Raw genomic sequence first — 16,239 nt, 5'->3', positions numbered from 1 at the left:
CCAGTGCTACCGGACGGCGGTGCCGACAGGAGGACGGAATCCCCGCTGCCGCACCGACGCCCGCTCGGGATGCCCCCGGCCCAGCCTGATGATGGGAACCACTGCGCAAGAAGACTTTTCGTCCGGTGGGCGCAGTGCCGGATCGTGCCGCAGGATGCGCAGCTCCAGTTCGCCGGTCTCCGGCGCAGGCTCGACCCCGAACTGTTCGGTGAGTCCGCGCCGCAGCGCGCGCAACCGGTCGAGCGCGTCGAGCTGGCTGCCCGCCCGGTAGAGCGCCGCGGCGTGCAACCGGGCCAGCGGCTCATGCAACGGATACTCACCGGCCAAAATCCCGAACTCCCTGAGCAATTCGGATCCGGACCCGAGGCACAGCGCGGCCTCCAGCCCGGCGACCGCCAACTCCAGCCGCCACCGCGCCAACCGGTCCGCCTCCGCCGCCGCGAACGGCGCCCACAGCAGATCGGCCAGCGCCGGCCCGCGCCAGAGCCGCAGCGCCGTATCGGCGGCGGCCCGGACCACGGCGGGCTGCCCGGCTCGCCGCGCCGCGTACATCCGCTCGGCCGCCGTCTCCGCCGCACGCAGATCGCCCACCGGAAGGGTGGTGCGGTACCCGGCCTGCGTCCGCTGCACCGCACCCCGATGCGGTCCGAGCGCGGAGCGCAAGCGGGACACCAGCACGCGCAGCCGCTCGATGGGACGGTTGAGTTCACCGTCACCCCACAGGTCGGCGGCCAGCCGCCGGTCCGGCACCGGCGCACCGTCCGCCAGCGCCAGCCGCACCAGCACCGCGCGCTCCAACGGCCGGTCCACGGCACTGCCGGACCCGGTGATCAGCAGCGGCCCGAGAATATTCACTTGTGGAACCGAAATTGCCTGTGGCACAGACATATTCACCCCTCCGATCGATTCACACCGAGCACCGTCACACCGTATCGCGCGAATTCGGCCGCCACCTCGGCCGCGGCGGGCGCGGCCAGCCACGCCGGCGGCAGCGCCCGGTCGGTCGCCGCCGTCCCGAACGTCCGCAGCGCCTTCTCCACACCCGCCGGGGTATACAGCCGCAGCATTCGCACCGTCGCGCCGCGCACCGCGAACCCGTGCGGAATCCCGCGTGGCAACCACACCGACGTGCCCGGCCCGGCATCGAACCAGGCCGGGCCGCGGCGAACGGTCACCGCGCCGTCCAGGATGTGGCACATTTCGTCCTCCCGCGAATGCACGTGTACCGGCGGCTCACCGCCTTTCGGCATCAGCACCTCCGCCGCGGCCAGCATCCCGCCCGTGGTCTCGGCGAGCTGATGCCAGACCATCAGGCAGCCGAACGCCCACTCCGCGATCGGCGGATACTGCCCCAACTCGCTGCCGCGTTCCCGGTGCACCGTCCGTCCTCCGCTATCCGAAACCGGCCAGCATCCATGGTCGGGGCAGTACACGGAGAACAGAAACACCGATCCGCTGTCGGATCTACAATCCGCAGTTGTGGACGTGGAACTGCGGCATCTGCGTGCCTTCCATGTGCTGGCGACCGAGCTGAATTTCACCAGGGCCGCCGCGCGACTGCACCTGAGTCAGCAGGCGCTGAGCAATCAGATCAAACAGCTCGAAACCCGGATCGGCGCAACGCTTTTCCTGCGCAACACCCGGCAGGTGACGCTCACCGAGGCCGGGCGGACGCTGCTGAACCGGGTGCCCGCGATCCTCGAAACGGTCGGCGCGGCGATCTCCGACACCAGGGAGACCGAATCCGGTCAGCGCGCCGAATTCGTCATCGGCGTACGCGGTGTCACCGGATTGGATATCACCCCGCGCGTGCTTCGCGCGTTCTCCGCCGAATATCCGCACGTCGCGGTCACCGTCGGCCGCGTCGAATTCGACGACTGGAGTGCGGGCCTGATCTCCGGCGCGGCCGATGCCGGATTGCTGTGGCTGCCCGCACCCGACGGGGTCGAGGTGACGCCGCTGCTCACCGAGGAGCGCATCGCGCTGCTCCCCGCCGATCATCCCTTGGCGGCGCTGCCCGCCGTCCCGCCCGCGGAATTGGCCAAGGAACCGTTCGCGTGGTGGGTGGACAACCGGGACCAGGCCACCCGTGACTACAACACCCTCGCCGAATATCGCGACGGCCCACCGACGATCGGCGCACAGGTCGCGACGGTCGAGGATCTGCTCGCCGCGGTGGGTAACGGCAATGCCGTCGCGGTCTCGGTCGCCTCGATTTCCCGCTTCTTCCCCTGGGCGGGCGTCGTCACCCGTCCGCTGCTCGACGTCGCGCCCTCGGTGCTCGCGGTGGCCTGCCGCACCGGGGACACCCGTCCGCTGGTGGCCGCGTTCATCCGGACCGCGGCAGCGGTCGCCGCCGAGCTGATCGCCGAACTCGCGGAATGATCACGCGAATTCCGGGTGCGCCCAGCGGGGTTGGACCTCGGCCAGTTTCGCGTTGGCGAGACGGGCGAGGACCTGCTCCACCGGAATGCCGATGGTTCCGGCCAATTCGGCGATCACCCGCAGCGTTGTCGTGCTGTCGAGTTCGTGGACCACCAGGATCTCGTCGACGATCATGGCGCAGATCGCCTGCTCCCGGGTGAAGGCCCGCCCCGGCAGCCAGCTCAGCGCCCACCGCTCACCGCCGGCGTCGTCGGCGAGCCGCGCGGCGAACAAGCTCGACTTCGGGCCGGTGATCCGCAGTTCGGTGATCGTGAGGAAGCCGCGGTATTCGCCGATCACCGCGCGCAGCACCGGATCGGTGACGCCGCCCATACCACGCCGTAATCGCGCGAATCCGGCCGCGACGTCATAGTGGAAAGCCGGATCACTTTCGGCGAGATAGCTGTCCAGTTCCCGGAACACCCGCCCGATGGTGATCGTTCTCGTTGTCGCGCTAGCTGTTTCGGTGTTCATGCTGACACCTCTCCTCCGTTGCCCGGCTCCGTCGGCGGCTCCCCCGACCGGTCGTCATCGAATTCGATACGGTGTGTCTCGTGGTTGACGATCGCCTGAATCTTCTTGCGCGCGTTGCTCTTGTGCGAATACACCGTGGACAGGCTGCGGCCGAGGTCGCGCGCGATCTCGGCATCGGAAAGCCCGAGATCCCATGACAGCAGGGCGATCCGGTACTCGCTTTCGGTGAGCTCGCGCATCAGGATCTGCCACAGCCGCGCCAATTCCTGTTCGGTGAGCACCCGGTCCAGCGGGTTGCCGAATTCGGGACCACGGGCGAAGACCGGAACGGCGTCGTCGAGGTAGCGGCCGATCGGGATCGGGCGGCGCCGGTCCTGTCGCCAAACGTCTTTCACGCGGCAATGCGCCATCCGCATGATGAGCGGGAGCACCCGATCGTCCGGCCTGCCCCGGAAGTCGCGATCGAACTGCTGCCATACGGCGAGGAAGACCTGCTGGACGATCTCGTTCGCCATATCCGTATCGCCGCGGAAGGCGCGTAGCGCGTAGCGATAGACGGTGGGCGAATAGTCTTGGAACAGATCGCGATACCGGTCCGGCTCGCTCGGTGGCCGGTTATCTGTCATCGCGACGGAACCTGCTTCGGGGTCATGCCATGTATTCGCCGATCCCCCACGGAATCTCGAGATCGGAGCCTACATCTTCGGCAATTGCGGCCGAATTCGGTGCACAACGGCCGTGTCGCGCCGGTCCCTTCCCGGTTTACTGGACGGTCGCTTTAGATCGCCTGGGTGCCCGGTGCGCCCGAACCTCACACGGCGCCGCGCCGCCACGGTCCGCGCCGATTGTGCGGCCGGTCGCGGCCCGCCCAGCGCGGATTGGTCTCGTCGCGACGGTAGACGGTGATCCGGCCCGCCCCGCCGAAACGCAGGCGGGTGGCCTTGCCCGCGACCTCGCCGTCGGTGGCCACGGCCTCCGGCGCGGGCAGTTCGACGAACAGCTCGCCGATTTGCCGCTCGCCGTACACCTCGCTGCGGCCGATCGCCGCAAGCAGTAGGGCCAGCACCGCACGGATGCGGGACCAGCGCAGATCGGCGCGCAGCCAGCGCACGTCGAGTACGCCCGCGTCGAGGCGGTCACGAAAGGCCGGTATCGCGCCGTGCGGGTGATACGGACCGTTGCCGACGAACAGGAACCACACGGTCCGCCAACGCCCGTCCACCCGGATCCGGATCGGTTCGGTCCGCCGCAGCGTCACGACGAGCGCGGCGACGAAGGCGGGCCACTTACCCCAGCGCGCCTGCCACCGCTCTCGCAGCCGCACCAGCTCCGGATATGCGCCGAGGCTCGCGGTATTGATCAAATATCTTGTGCGCGAGCCTGTTTCGTCATCCAGATCGACGCGGGCGATATCGACCGCCACCGCCTCGCCCGCACCCGTCGCATCGATCACCTCGCGCAGATCGTATACGCCGAGGTCGCGGGCGAAATGGTTCAGCGTGCCCGCCGGAATGACCGCGAGCGGCAGCCCATGCCGCAGCGCCACCGCGGCCACCGCCGCGACCGTGCCGTCACCGCCCGCCGCGCCGACCGCCCGCACCGGTTCGGTCGCACGGGCCAGCGCATGCTCCAACTGTTCGGCGGCGTCGCGATCCGGCTCGGTGCGCAGCACGGTGGCCGCGGGCAGCGCGGCGGCGATCTCGGCGGTCGGGTCATGGCCGGGATCACCCGCGGCCGGATTCACCAGCACCACAAGCCCTTTGCCGTCCACCAGCGACGGCGCGCCGGGGACGGGGGCCGCCTGGGCCTCATCCGATTCACGGACCGGCCACCAGCGCCTGGTGGCCAACGCGATACCGGAGCCGATCGCCGCGCCGACGAGCACATCCGAGCTCCAGTGCACGCCGGTATGCACCCGCGAATAGGCGACGGTGGCCGCCAGCGGCGCGACAATCATTGCGGCACGCGGACTTTCGAGCGCGACGGCGGTCGCGAACGCCGCCGAGCACGCGCTGTGCCCCGACGGGAACGACGACGAGGACGGCGCCGGAACCAGCCGTCGATGCATCGGCAGCGGATCCGCGGCCGGACGGCGGCGGCCGACAAGCGTTTTCAGCCCCACATTGACGGTGAGGCTCGCCGCGGCGAGCGAGACGACGCCGCGCGCCGCGCCCCGGCGAGTGGCGCCCTCCCGCGCGGCGAGCAGCGCGGCGATCACCAGCCAGAGCGCGCCGAAATCCGCGGAGCGGGTGAGCAGCAGCAGCGCCGGATCCAACCGGGATGCGGGCAACCTGCCGACCGCACCCTCCACCGCACGGTCGAATCGCCCTACGTCACCGAACTTTCGGCGTAGCCAGCTGTGCACACTGTCCGACACTACCGATCGCCGCGACCGGGTTCGCGCGATGCCAAGGGGTGCAGGACATTTCGCGGGTGCGGCGCCGTCGGATTGGCCAGCCCGCATTCGATCATGGTTCAATGCCGGGGCATTGCTGAGTCCGCGCATGCGGAGGGGGAGGAAATCGTGCGGTATTGGATCGCGGCCGTCTTGTCGTGCCTGGCGTTGGTCGTCAGCGGCTGCTCGGGCGATTCGGCCGCGAAATCGGTCGACCAGGGCGACTGCGTACAGCAGAGCGGCGACGATTTCACGAAGGTCGATTGCTCGTCGGCGCAGGCCAAATATGTTGTGCTGAAGAAACTCAGCGGGTCCGAATACACCTGCAAGGACGTCGCGGGCGTCACATACACCTACTACAACGACTCGCGGCAGGTCTGCCTCGGCGATAAGGGCGCCGATCCGCAACAGGCCAGCAATACCGCGCGCAAGGGCGACTGCCTCACCGATTCCAGTGCGCCGCCGGTGCACAAATTCCCGTGCACCGACTCACGGACGATCTACAAGGTGCTCGAACGCAAGGACGGCGGGTTGACCAATCTCGCCTGTGACGGCGTCGCGGGCACGGAGGTCACCTACACCTGGGAACTCAAACAGATCGGCAACGGCACCAAACTGCCCAAGCTCGGCCCGGACCTGATCTTCTGCCTCGCGCACAAGGAGGTCGATCCGGCACGGGCACTGGAGAACGCCAAAGCCGGTGACTGCCTACGGGATACGACGATCAAACCCAACCTCGAGATCACCGGCTGCGGTGCGGGCGACGCGAAGTACCGGGTGCTCAAAGTGGTCATGCAGAGCAGCCAATGCGATAACGTCCACGGCGCGACCAGCTCCTTCACCTTCACCCCCGGCGGCCTGGCCCTCCCCCGCGTGTACTGCGTCGCCAAACTGCGCTGAACCGAGCGGGTCAGCGGAACACCACGCAGGTGGCGGCGGGGGTTTGCAGGGTTCCGGAGGACGGGCCGGGGATGCCGGTGATGGGGTCGAGGTCGAGCCAGGTGACCGAATCGGATTTCTGGTTCGCGGCGTAGAGGCGGCGGGCGTCGGGGCTCAATGTCAAGTGGCGCGGGAACTTTCCGCCGCAGGGGGTGGTGGTCAGCAGGACCGGGGCGGCGCCGAGGAGGGCGAAGGTCGCGATATTGTCGTGGCCGCGGTTGGCCAGGTAGAGGAAGCGCCCGTCGGGCGAGATGACCGGCTCGGACGGATAGTTGCGGTCACCGCCGGTGTCCGAGTCGGCGACTACCGAATCACCCGGGCGCAGCTCACCCGTTTCCGGTGACCAATCACAAACGGTGACAGTCGAATTCAGTTCGTTGGCGAGGTAGGCGCGGCGGCCGTCCGGATGGAACGCCAGATGCCGGGGACCGCTGCCCGGCGTCATGGCGACCTGCGCGTGCCGGGTCAGTTTGCCGTCGGTGAGCCGGTAGACGTAGACCGAGTCGACGCCGAGGTCGACGGCGAGCACCCATTGCCCGGACGGATCCACCAGCACCTGATGCGCGTGCGGCCCCTCCTGGCGCTCCGGATCCGGGCCGCTGCCACTGTGTTGCGCGACATCGGTGACCGCGCCGAGCCGCCCGTCCTCCGCCACGGCGAGCATGCTGACGCTGCCGGAGTCGTAGTTGGCGGTGAGCACCCAGCGACCGTCCGGCGTCACGCACAGGTGTGTCGGCCCGTTGCCCTGCACCGCAACGGTATTCAGTACCGTCGGGCGGTCGGTGTCCAGGCAGAGCGCGGTTGCCCTTCCCGCACCGGTGCTTTCGTCGACCGCGTAGAGGTATCGGCCGTCGGGCGAGAGGGCGAGGAAGGACGGGTCCGCGACCCCGTCGACGGTGTCCGCGATGGTCAATCCGCCGGTCGCCGGATCCACTGCGGCGACGCCTATCCCGCGGCCGCCCGCGCCCGCCGACGTGTAACAGCCCAGATAGGCCAGCATTCCGTCGACCGCACGGGCCGGGGGCGGTGTGAGCACGCCCGCGGCCACGCCCGCCCCGACACTCAGTGCCCCGCCGAGTATTCCGAGGAACTGCCGCCGTCCAATGTCACCGTTCCGCACGGCCTGTCCTTCCGCCCAATCGAATATTGCGCGTCAGAATGACCCAAGTCACGACATCTTAGCAAGGGGTGCAACTGAGATTGCGTAAAATGCAACGCGATTCGAGCGGCCGGACCACAGATATGAGCTGATAGACGCCCGCGCACCCGCATTCGACCGCGGCGAACTGGGGACCGTCTGGGTAACGCAGCGAACTGAACGGTTTTACGGTTAACCCGACACGCCCACGGGTACACTCCCGAGCACCGGTGATGGCTTAGCGCACAAACCTTTTCGGGGGAGCCGTGGTTCCACGGAGAGCTCTGCTACAGGCGGGTCTGGTCCTGCCGCTGGCCTCCGCGTGTGGATCAGGTTTGCTCACCGGCGAGCCGGGGATGGTGCGAATCGCGGTGCCGTGGAGCGGTTACGAGCTCGCGGCCTTCCGTAAGGTACTGCGGGACAGGCGGATCGACGGTGTCGTCGAGGTGCTGCCGCTCGGCGACGATATCGATCTCGCGCTCGACGCCCGCGGCAGCTCGGCGCCGGATATCGTGCTGTTGCCCGAGGCGGGCCGGGTCCGCCAACTCGCCGACAGCGTGCTGCGCCCCGTCGACGAGCGGCTGTGGCTGGACACCGACGGCTGGCGGTACGCCGATGAATGGCGGAACCTGCTGTGGCACAACGGCAAACCATACGGGGTGCCGTTCAAGGCCGCGAACAAATCCATGGTCTGGTACGACCGCTACGCCTTCGGCCGCGAACCGGCCGACGAACCGCGCGGCTGGACGCTCGCGGATTGGCCGCGGCGGATGGAGGAGGATTTCTCCGCCCGCGGCAAACCCCGGCTACTCGCCCTCGGCGCCGCCGACGGCTGGGTGCTGGCGAATATGTTCTCGAACGTGCTGTTCGACGTCTCGCTGATGTTGAACGGATCGCCATGGGACTACGAGGATTTGGCCGGACCCGGCCAGGGATCGTGGGCGCGTACCTGGGATCGCGGCTCGGTGCGGGCCACCCTGGCCATGCTCGGCCGGATCTGGAGCAATAAGTACGCATTTCCCGGCGGCGTCGCCCAAACCCTGACCCGCCAATTCCCGGACGCGGTCCGCGATGTCTTCGAGCTGCGCCGGGCCGCGCTGGTGGTGGCGCCGGACTTCGCCGAACCGGTGGTGCGCCGCTGTCTACAGCGCACCGGGCGACCGGCGGACTGCGTCGGCGTCATGCAATTCCCGCCGGTCGCACCGGGTTTCCACCGTCCGCTGATCGCGGGCGGCGACGTCATCACGGTCACCGCCGCCGCGCGGGAGGAGGCTGGGCAGGTGGTGGCCGCGCTCGCCGATCCGCTGGCCCCGCTGCCGTGGCTGAAAGACGAAGGCGGCTTCCTGGCCCCGAATCTACGCACGCCGATCCGGGTTTCGAGCATGGTCGCGGCACTGGAGCCCGAGATGCTCACCTGGCTGGACTCCTGGACCGAATTCGATCTCGCCGACCTGGTCGGCACCGTCGGCAGACGAGACGGGCTGTGGCGCATCCTCACCCAATTCCTGATCGAGATCGGCGACGGACAGGTCGACCGGCTGCCCGACCAGATCGACTGGGCCATCGCCGAACTCGACCGGTTCGAACGGAGTTCCGCATGACGGCAGGCGAATTCGATGCCAACGGACTGACCGTCGAGCTGGCGCCGCGGCGGATGGCAGGCCCGCTGGTGCCGGGCTGGAATCTGTGGGACCGGCTGGCCTGGATCATGCTGCTGCCCGCCGCGGCGCTCATCGTGGTGCTGGTGATCCCGCTCGGCGCGACGGTGCTCGACGCGACGCGCGCCCGCTGGACGGTCGTCCTCTGGTGTGTGGTGATAGTCGTTGTCGCCGTTGCGATCAGGACGGCATGGCGGCGATATCTGCCTGCCGCGCTCTCGCGCTGGAACAGGCCGCGGCGGGTGGCCGCGGGTATGGCGGGCGGGCTGGGGGCCGCCGTCGCGATCTGGCTGCTCGCGCTGGTGCTCGGCACGGACGGATTCCTGGCCTACGCCAGAACCACGGCGGGCGTGGTGGTCGCGATGGCGATCCTGGGGCTTGCGCTGCTCGCCGCGCGCCGCTTCCGGCGAACGTGGATTCCGTGGTGGCCGTTGATCGTTCCGTTCGGGATCGCGGCCTTCGCGGCCGGACTGGCCTTCCGCCTGATCTTCGCAGTGCCGGTGGATCTGGTGAATGTCCTTGTCACGCAGACGATGCGGGTGCAGGCGCAGTGGCTGCTGTACGCCGTGCTGCTCGCCGCCGCATTCGGATGGACCTGGGCCGGTGCGCTTTTCGTGCTCTTCCGGTCGGCGATCACCGCGATCGAGGCCGATCCGGTACAGGCCGCGTACGTCAGGGGCCCGGACGGCACGCCGACCATCCGTGGTCTCTATCAGCTGCTGCGGCCGATGCTGTGGGTGTTCGGGCTGGTCGTCGGGGTGGCCGCGGCGCGCATCTTCGACGTCGTACTGGTCGCGGTGCCGGGCTCCCGGCAGTATTCGCTGGACAGCGCGACGGTGCACTGGTGGCGGCTCACCACCGACGGCGCCGATCCCGGTGCGGCCGCGGCATTTTCGCTACCGCTCGCGGTGCTCATCGGGCTGGCGGCCTGGCTCTCGCAGTCGCACGGGCCGCAGGGCGTGCGACCGCGGCCGCTGGCCGCCGCGGTTCCGGTGCAGGTCCGGCTCAGCCCGGGGATATCCGGTGCGAAGCGGTTCCTGCAGGGCGCCCGGCCGCTGCTGCGGGTGACGGCCATCGCCGTATTCTTCCTCGCGCCGGTCCTGGTGCTGATCGTGATCGGCTGGGCCGGGCTCGACGGACCCGCGTTCACCGGCGACACGAGCATCTGGCACGACCGCGAGATGTGGCGGTCGCTGCGCAAGACCGCGCTCGTGGCCGGGGTGGCGACCTGCCTGCTGGTGACCGCGGCGGTGCCGGCCGCCTACTATGCCGCCTCGCTCGATCCGGATCGACGGCGGTCGCGAATCGTGGTGGCCGCCTTGGTCGTACTGACCGTGATGCCCGCACAGGTGTATGTCGGGCCCATCCGCGGCGCCATCGAACACCTCGGGCTCACCGGCACCTCGCTGCCGCTCATCGTCACGCACGCCGCGATCGGCCTGCCGATCTCCACGCTCATCCTGCGCACCGCGCTGCTCGCGCCCGCCGACGCGCCCGACCCCGACGCGCTGCGCGGGCGCACCGTTCCGGCCATGGTGTTCCAGCGGATCCGGACCACCGCGGGGCGGGCGCTCGGTGCGGTGGCGGTGCTCGAGCTGGTCCAGGTGTGGAACGATTTCTTCGTCGGGCTGCTGGTGAGCGGGGCCGATATCAGCCCGTGGTCGCTGCTGCTGTGGGGCGAGGCGCGCCAATTCAACGAGGGCGCGGCGCATTTGGCGGCCGGGGCGCTGCTCAGCGCCATCCCGCCGGTGGTGCTGGTGCTGCTCACCTGGCGTCGCTTCCTGGTGCCCGGTCTGACCGGAGGTGTGCTGCGATGAACGGCCCTGAGCCGCAGCGCGATCCGCGTCCGCCGTCACCCGAGTCGGCGGCCTCGGTACTGGCGAAATCGTCGGTCTGGCAAGGCTTTCTGGGTATCGCGTGGGTGATCTCCACCTCGATGATCCTGGAGATCGGGTCGAAGCTGCTCGAGGGCTGGGTGGGCGCGAGCCATCTGCTGGCCCCGGTCGCCGGCTGGCTGAGTGGGGTGGCCGTATTCCTCATCGTCTTCGGCGCCGCGTACGCACTGTGGGTGAAGGTGACCGAACTGCGGCGGCGCGCGGAACTGCTGCGCATCACCAACACCACCGCCGATCTGGTGCAACCGGGCCTGCTGGTGCGGGCCCGCGCCGCACAGTTCGAACCCGAAGCGCCGGAGCTGGCTCCGGATCTGCCGTACAACCTGATCGCGGCGATCCTGCGGGATCTGGACTTTCGCACCTTCGAAACGGCCGCACTGTACGAGGTGGTCGCGGCGGCGCTGGCCGCGCCGGCCCGGGTGCCCGACGCGCCCATCGACAACCGGACACCCGGAGAAGTGCTCACCAAGCTGGTCGAGGACAGCATCCTGGTGCGCGGCGTGCAGGATCAGGTGCGGCTGGCCCGCGTGCCCCTACTCCCGGAAACCGAAGAGGTGCAAGCGGATCCGGCGTGGGCGGCCGCCCTGCCGACCCTGGTCCGCCACTACGCGGATCGGGCGACACAATGGTCGGTCGCGCTGGATTCCACCGCGCTGAGCCCCGGCGCGCAGCGGTGGTTCGACACCGAGGGGATCGGCCTGTGCCAACTCGTACTGGCCTGCGCCGGAATGGATCCCGAAATCGCCCGGCTACTGGTCCCCGAATTGTCCAGGATCGCCGACGCACTGGATATATGGTTCGCCCGAAAGGGCTGGGACGAGGCGGAATATGGTGTGGCACAGACACTTTCGCGCCTCGCCGCCGAAACCGAATGTGTCGTCGAGCGGGAACTCGCCGAGATACGCAACGGCACGGCCGAGGTGAAATCGCTCGTCTCGCCGTTGCACCGGTACTCGGTCGCGCTGCGCGCCCGCCGGGCGTTACGATCCGCGCTGCGCGAGCTCGCCGAACCGTCTCCGGAACTGGTTGTCGCGCAACGGTATCTGGATACGGCGTGGCGGCAGGTGCCGCACACCGACATCCCGGGCCGGGTCTGCGTGCTGATCGACCTCGCCGAGGTGCACCTGCGGCAGTGGCAGCTCGACACCGCACAGCATTGTCTGCAGCTGGCGGAATCGCTCACCTCGGACGGCCGCGATCCGGCGGGGCGGGCGCAGGTGCACGAGACGCTCGGCGTGCTGCTGTGGGCGCGCGGCGAACCACGCCGGGGGCTGCGCTACTGGCAGTGGGCGCTGGCGGGCTACCGGGAATTGGACCATGAGCTCGGCACCGCGCGCTGCCTGCAGCACCTAGGCTCCGCGGTTGTCGTCGCCCCGCCGTACGGCAGCCTCCTGCTGGGTGACGAGACCGAGGTCACCGAGGCCGAGGTGCTGCGGCAGGCCACCGGCTGGCTCGCGGAATCCATGAACCTGCGGCCGCCGCATCAGCCGTTGGCCGAGCGCTATTGGGAGGCGGCGCGCGCCAGGCTGGCCCGGCTGCGGCCGTTCGACCCGGACGAACCCGAGGCGTGGCTACCCCTCGATCGGATCGATCGGTGGCCGCTGCCGGACGTCGCCTGAGCTAGTTCAGCTCGCCGAACCCGACGCGATATCGTCGGCGAGCGGCGCGACGGCGCCGATGATCTCGGCGACCAATTCCGGCGGCACGCCCGCATCCGACAGCGCATCGGTGAGATGGCCCGCGACCAGGTTGAAATGGTCCATCGTGATGCCGCGACCCTGATGGATCTGTTTCATCGGCGCACCGGTGTACGGGTCGGGCCCACCGAGCGCGGCGGCGAAGAATTCCACCTGACGGCCCTTGAGCCGGGGCATATTCGTGCCGCTGAAGAACGGCGCCAATTGTCCGTCGGCGAGCACCCGGACATAGAAGTCGTCGACCACCGCTTCGAGCGCCTCGTGGCCACCGATCTGCTGGTAGATCGTGGTGGGCTCGTCCAGGGTGACCGTTCTGGCCTTGAACCAAGAGGTGATACCCATGAATAAAGGACAACACCGGTCGGTTTCCGTGCCGTTAGTGTCCGGTGGCGACCTCGTTGCGGTCGGTGCCGGAGACATTTCGCCGACCTCACGGCGTAGGCGGACCGGCTGTGAGCAACCGGCCTCCGGGATATCCCGCAGCCGATATGCTGGACGCCATGACTGCTGTCGGGGCGTTGTTGGCCGCGGTCGCCGACGGATCGACCGAGATCGTCGACCTCACGGCGCCACTGCACCGCCGCACCCCGATTCTTCAACTGCCACAGCCGTTTTCGAACACCATCCCGTTCGATCTCGAACGGATCAGCGCCTACGACGCGCCGGGGCCCGCCTGGTACTGGAACAATATCCACACCGGTGAACACACCGGGACCCACCTGGACGCGCCGGTGCACTGGATCACCGGGCGCGACGGCGTCGACGCGGCCAATGTGCCATTGCGCGCCTTGTTCGCCCCGGCGGTGGTGGTCGATGTCGGCGAGCGGGTCGCGGACAATCCGGACTTTCTGCTCGAGGTGGGCGACCTGCGATCCTGGCAGGATCGGCACGGCCCGCTGCCCTCGGGCGGTTGGCTGCTGCTGCGCACCGGCTGGGCCGAGCGCGCCGACGATCCGGACGCCTTCCTCAACACCGACGAATCCGGCTCGCACACACCGGGAATCTCGGTCGCATGCGCCGAATGGCTGGCCGCACAAGCGATTGTCGGAATGGGGGTGGAGACGGTCGGCACCGACGCCGGCGCCGCGGCCGGATTCGACCCGCCCTTCCCCTGCCACCATTTCCTGCTCGGCGCCGGCAAATTCGGGCTGACCCAGCTGCGCAACCTGGATCGCCTACCGACGACCGGCGCCGGTTTGATCGTCTGCCCGCTGCCGATCGTCGGCGGATCCGGCAGTCCCGCACGGGTTCTCGCGCTGGTCGGCCGGTAGCCATGCCGACGGTCGCCGAAGTGGTCGGGGCGGTATTGGCCGAACTCGGGCTCGCGCAGGCGTTCGGCGTGGTCGGCAGCGGCAATTTCGCCGTGACAAATGCGTTGCGGGCCAACGGTGTTCGATATATCGCCGCACGCCACGAATGCGGCGCGACCACCATGGCCGACGCGTACGCGCGGATGAGCGGGACGGTCGCGGCCGTATCGCTGCATCAGGGCCCCGGATTCACCAACGCGCTCACCGGAATCGCCGAGGCCGCCAAGAGCCGGACGCCGCTGCTCGTCCTCGCCGCCGACACCCCGGATGCGGCCACCCTGTCGAATTTCCGGATCGATCAGGACGCCGCGGCCCGGGCGGTCGGCACGGTCACCGAACGCGTCCACCATGCGGGCAGCGCCGTCGCCGACACCGTCCGCGCCTACCGCACCGCCCGCGACGAACGCCATTGCGTGGTGCTGCGATTGCCGCTGGACGTGCAGTCGGCCCCAGCCGCGCCGCCGCGCCCGATCCGGTTACCCGAACCGCCGCCGCCGATGCGCCCCGCCGCCGCGGCGGTCGCGGAATTGGCCGCACTGCTCGCCGATTCGCGGCGGCCGGTGTTCCTCGCCGGACGCGGCGCCCGGCCGTACCCGGCCGAACTGCGCGCACTCGCCGAAGCCACGGGTGCGCTGCTCGCCACCTCCGCCGTCGCGCACGGACTTTTTCACGACGATCGGTGGAACATCGGCATATCCGGTGGATTCGCCTCCGCGACCGCCGCGGAGCTGATCGAGAACGCCGACCTGATCGTCGGCTGGGGTTGCGCGCTCACCAGGTGGACCACCAGGAACGGCGGCCTCATCGGACCGGAAACCCGGGTGGCCCAAGTGGATTCGGATCCGGCGGCGCTCGGCGCGCATCGGCCGGTGCACCTCGGCGTGCCCGGCGATGTCGGCGCGACCGCGCGAGATGTGTTGGGCGAGTGCGCGCCCCGCACCGGCTACCGCACGCCCGAGGTGGCCGCGCTGCTCGCGCGGGGTCAGCGCGGTGTACTGTATACGGATCTGTCCACCGCCGACCGGATCGACCCGCGCACGCTCACCGCCGCATTGAACGAGCTACTGCCCGCCGAACGCGTCGTCGCGGTCGATTCCGGCAATTTCATGGGCTATCCGAGCGCCTACCTCGACGTGCCGGACCACTTCGGTTTCTGCTTCACCCAGGGTTTCCAATCGATCGGCCTCGGCCTGGCGACCGCGATCGGGGCGGCGCTGGCCCGGCCCGACCGGCTGGCCGTCGCGGCATTGGGCGACGGTGGCGCGCTCATGAGCGCCGCCGAACTGGAAACCGTTGTGCGCCTCGGTATTCCACTACTCGCCGTGGTCTACAACGATCACGCCTACGGTGCGGAGGTGCACCACTTCACCGACGCCGATCTGGACACGGTCACCTTCCCGGATACCGATATCGCGGCGCTGGCCCGCGGTGCCGGATTCGACGCGGCGACCGTCCGCACCGTCACCGATCTCGGCATCGTCCCGGAATGGCTTGCCGGACAGCGTGATCGGCCGCTGCTGCTGGATGCGAAAATCGCGAGCGACGGCGGGGCCTGGTGGTTGAGCGAGGCGTTCGGCGGACGGTGATCACCCCGGGGTGATCCTCACTCCGCGCGACGCGCCAATTCCGCACGCAGCGTGGCATTTTCGGCGCGCAACCGCTCGATCTCGGCGGCCTGTCCGGCCGCGGCGGCCCGCTCCAGCGCGACGGCCTCGTCGAGCCGCTGCTTGTCGTAGCGGGGGTGAATATGCCTGCTGCAGTTCCAGTCGTAGCCCTCGACCGTCACCAGGATCGAACGCTCCGCCCTGCTCCGAATACTCGTGGAGCCGATGGTGAGCAGGCGTTGCAGCAGGTCCGGATCCTCGTCGCGTTCCACCACCCGGGCCAGCCCGAACAGCTTCAGCCGTTGGCGCAGCGGATAATCCACGAAGAACATCGCGACCCGAGGATTGTCGGCCAGGTTGCCGACGGTGACGTACTGCTGGTTGCCGGTGAGGTCGGCGAATCCGATCGTCGACGAATCCAGCACCTGCGCAAAACCTTTCGGACCGCCGCGATGCTGGATATAGGGCCACCCGCCCGGTGTCGCGGTGGCGAGGAAGAACGAATCGGCGGCGCGCACGAAACCGGCGCGGCGGGTGTCGAGCGGGATATCCCGCTCCGCGATCCGACCCGGCTCCAGTTGCGCGCCGTAATCCACGTAGCTTCCGGTGCGTCGCTGGTGCTCCATGGCGGCCGGGCCGAAGGCGATCTCGGGGTAGCGGTTCGCGGCTCTCACATATCGCGACATTAGCGGCCGGGTGGGTTAT

Annotated in this window: 15 protein-coding genes; 7 read left to right on the top strand and 8 right to left on the bottom strand. The window is 69.2% G+C overall.

Annotated features, from left to right (window positions below):
* Window positions 1-6 precede the first annotated feature (6 nt).
* Window positions 7-855 (bottom strand): AfsR/SARP family transcriptional regulator, encoded by an 849-nt coding sequence (locus tag LGY53_RS19800; protein WP_225728163.1) that lies wholly within the window; start codon window positions 853-855, stop codon window positions 7-9.
* Between the two features lie 35 nt (window positions 856-890).
* Window positions 891-1,379 (bottom strand): cupin domain-containing protein, encoded by a 489-nt coding sequence (locus LGY53_RS19795; protein WP_225728162.1) that lies wholly within the window; start codon window positions 1,377-1,379, stop codon window positions 891-893.
* Between the two features lie 100 nt (window positions 1,380-1,479).
* On the opposite strand from LGY53_RS19795, the gene LGY53_RS19790 reads away from it, so the two are divergent.
* Window positions 1,480-2,385: a LysR family transcriptional regulator gene (locus tag LGY53_RS19790; RefSeq protein ID WP_225728161.1), complete on the top strand. Its 906-nt coding sequence runs from the start codon at window positions 1,480-1,482 to the stop codon at window positions 2,383-2,385.
* Here LGY53_RS19790 and LGY53_RS19785 read toward each other — a convergent pair whose 3' ends face one another.
* The 3 genes from LGY53_RS19785 to LGY53_RS19775 all read right to left on the bottom strand — a co-directional run bounded on the left by LGY53_RS19785 (window position 2,386) and on the right by LGY53_RS19775 (window position 5,263).
* Window positions 2,386-2,898, bottom strand: coding sequence for a hypothetical protein (locus tag LGY53_RS19785; RefSeq protein ID WP_225728160.1), 513 nt, complete (start codon window positions 2,896-2,898; stop codon window positions 2,386-2,388).
* Window positions 2,895-3,524 (bottom strand): RNA polymerase sigma factor, encoded by a 630-nt coding sequence (locus LGY53_RS19780; protein WP_225728159.1) that lies wholly within the window; start codon window positions 3,522-3,524, stop codon window positions 2,895-2,897. The genes LGY53_RS19785 and LGY53_RS19780 overlap by 4 nt, the downstream gene beginning before the upstream one ends.
* A 185-nt stretch (window positions 3,525-3,709) precedes the next feature.
* Complete coding sequence (locus tag LGY53_RS19775; RefSeq protein ID WP_225728158.1) at window positions 3,710-5,263, bottom strand: phosphatase PAP2 family protein; 1,554 nt, start codon at window positions 5,261-5,263, stop codon at window positions 3,710-3,712.
* A 159-nt stretch (window positions 5,264-5,422) separates the two neighbouring features.
* On the opposite strand from LGY53_RS19775, the gene LGY53_RS19770 reads away from it, so the two are divergent.
* Window positions 5,423-6,193: a hypothetical protein gene (locus tag LGY53_RS19770; protein ID WP_225728157.1), complete on the top strand. Its 771-nt coding sequence runs from the start codon at window positions 5,423-5,425 to the stop codon at window positions 6,191-6,193.
* A gap of 10 nt (window positions 6,194-6,203) precedes the next feature.
* Here LGY53_RS19770 and LGY53_RS19765 read toward each other — a convergent pair whose 3' ends face one another.
* Window positions 6,204-7,352 (bottom strand): lactonase family protein, encoded by a 1,149-nt coding sequence (locus LGY53_RS19765; RefSeq protein WP_225728156.1) that lies wholly within the window; start codon window positions 7,350-7,352, stop codon window positions 6,204-6,206.
* Between the two features lie 284 nt (window positions 7,353-7,636).
* Between LGY53_RS19765 and LGY53_RS19760 the strand changes: the two genes are divergently transcribed.
* Genes LGY53_RS19760 through LGY53_RS19750 form a run of 3 tightly spaced genes read left to right on the top strand, consistent with a single transcriptional unit; the run spans window position 7,637 to window position 12,542 of the window.
* Window positions 7,637-8,971: an ABC transporter substrate-binding protein gene (locus tag LGY53_RS19760; protein ID WP_225728155.1), complete on the top strand. Its 1,335-nt coding sequence runs from the start codon at window positions 7,637-7,639 to the stop codon at window positions 8,969-8,971.
* Window positions 8,968-10,845 (top strand): hypothetical protein, encoded by a 1,878-nt coding sequence (locus LGY53_RS19755; RefSeq protein ID WP_225728154.1) that lies wholly within the window; start codon window positions 8,968-8,970, stop codon window positions 10,843-10,845. Before LGY53_RS19760 ends, LGY53_RS19755 begins: the two co-directional genes overlap by 4 nt.
* Window positions 10,842-12,542, top strand: a complete 1,701-nt coding sequence (locus LGY53_RS19750) for a hypothetical protein (RefSeq protein WP_225728153.1) — start codon at window positions 10,842-10,844, stop codon at window positions 12,540-12,542. The genes LGY53_RS19755 and LGY53_RS19750 overlap by 4 nt, the downstream gene beginning before the upstream one ends.
* A 6-nt stretch (window positions 12,543-12,548) precedes the next feature.
* Here LGY53_RS19750 and LGY53_RS19745 read toward each other — a convergent pair whose 3' ends face one another.
* A complete protein-coding gene (locus tag LGY53_RS19745; protein WP_225728152.1) occupies window positions 12,549-12,962 on the bottom strand; it encodes a group 1 truncated hemoglobin in 414 nt (137 codons plus the stop codon).
* A gap of 158 nt (window positions 12,963-13,120) precedes the next feature.
* On the opposite strand from LGY53_RS19745, the gene LGY53_RS19740 reads away from it, so the two are divergent.
* A complete protein-coding gene (locus LGY53_RS19740) occupies window positions 13,121-13,891 on the top strand; it encodes a cyclase family protein (RefSeq protein WP_225728151.1) in 771 nt (256 codons plus the stop codon).
* A 2-nt stretch (window positions 13,892-13,893) separates the two neighbouring features.
* Entirely contained in the window at window positions 13,894-15,516 is a 1,623-nt protein-coding gene (locus LGY53_RS19735) for a thiamine pyrophosphate-binding protein (protein ID WP_225728150.1), read from the top strand.
* A gap of 17 nt (window positions 15,517-15,533) precedes the next feature.
* On the opposite strand, the gene LGY53_RS19730 is transcribed toward LGY53_RS19735, so the two are convergent.
* The gene (locus LGY53_RS19730; protein WP_225728149.1) at window positions 15,534-16,208 is read right to left on the bottom strand and encodes a pyridoxamine 5'-phosphate oxidase family protein; all 675 of its coding nucleotides are present in this window, start codon (window positions 16,206-16,208) and stop codon (window positions 15,534-15,536) included.
* Between the last annotated feature and the right edge of the window lie 31 nt (window positions 16,209-16,239).

This window comes from Nocardia sp. JCM 34519.1 (assembly GCF_020361265.1).
Taxonomy (GTDB): domain Bacteria; phylum Actinomycetota; class Actinomycetes; order Mycobacteriales; family Mycobacteriaceae; genus Nocardia; species Nocardia arthritidis_A.
Note: the sequence above shows the minus strand (reverse complement) of the source record. Positions and strands in the feature narration are given on the sequence as shown.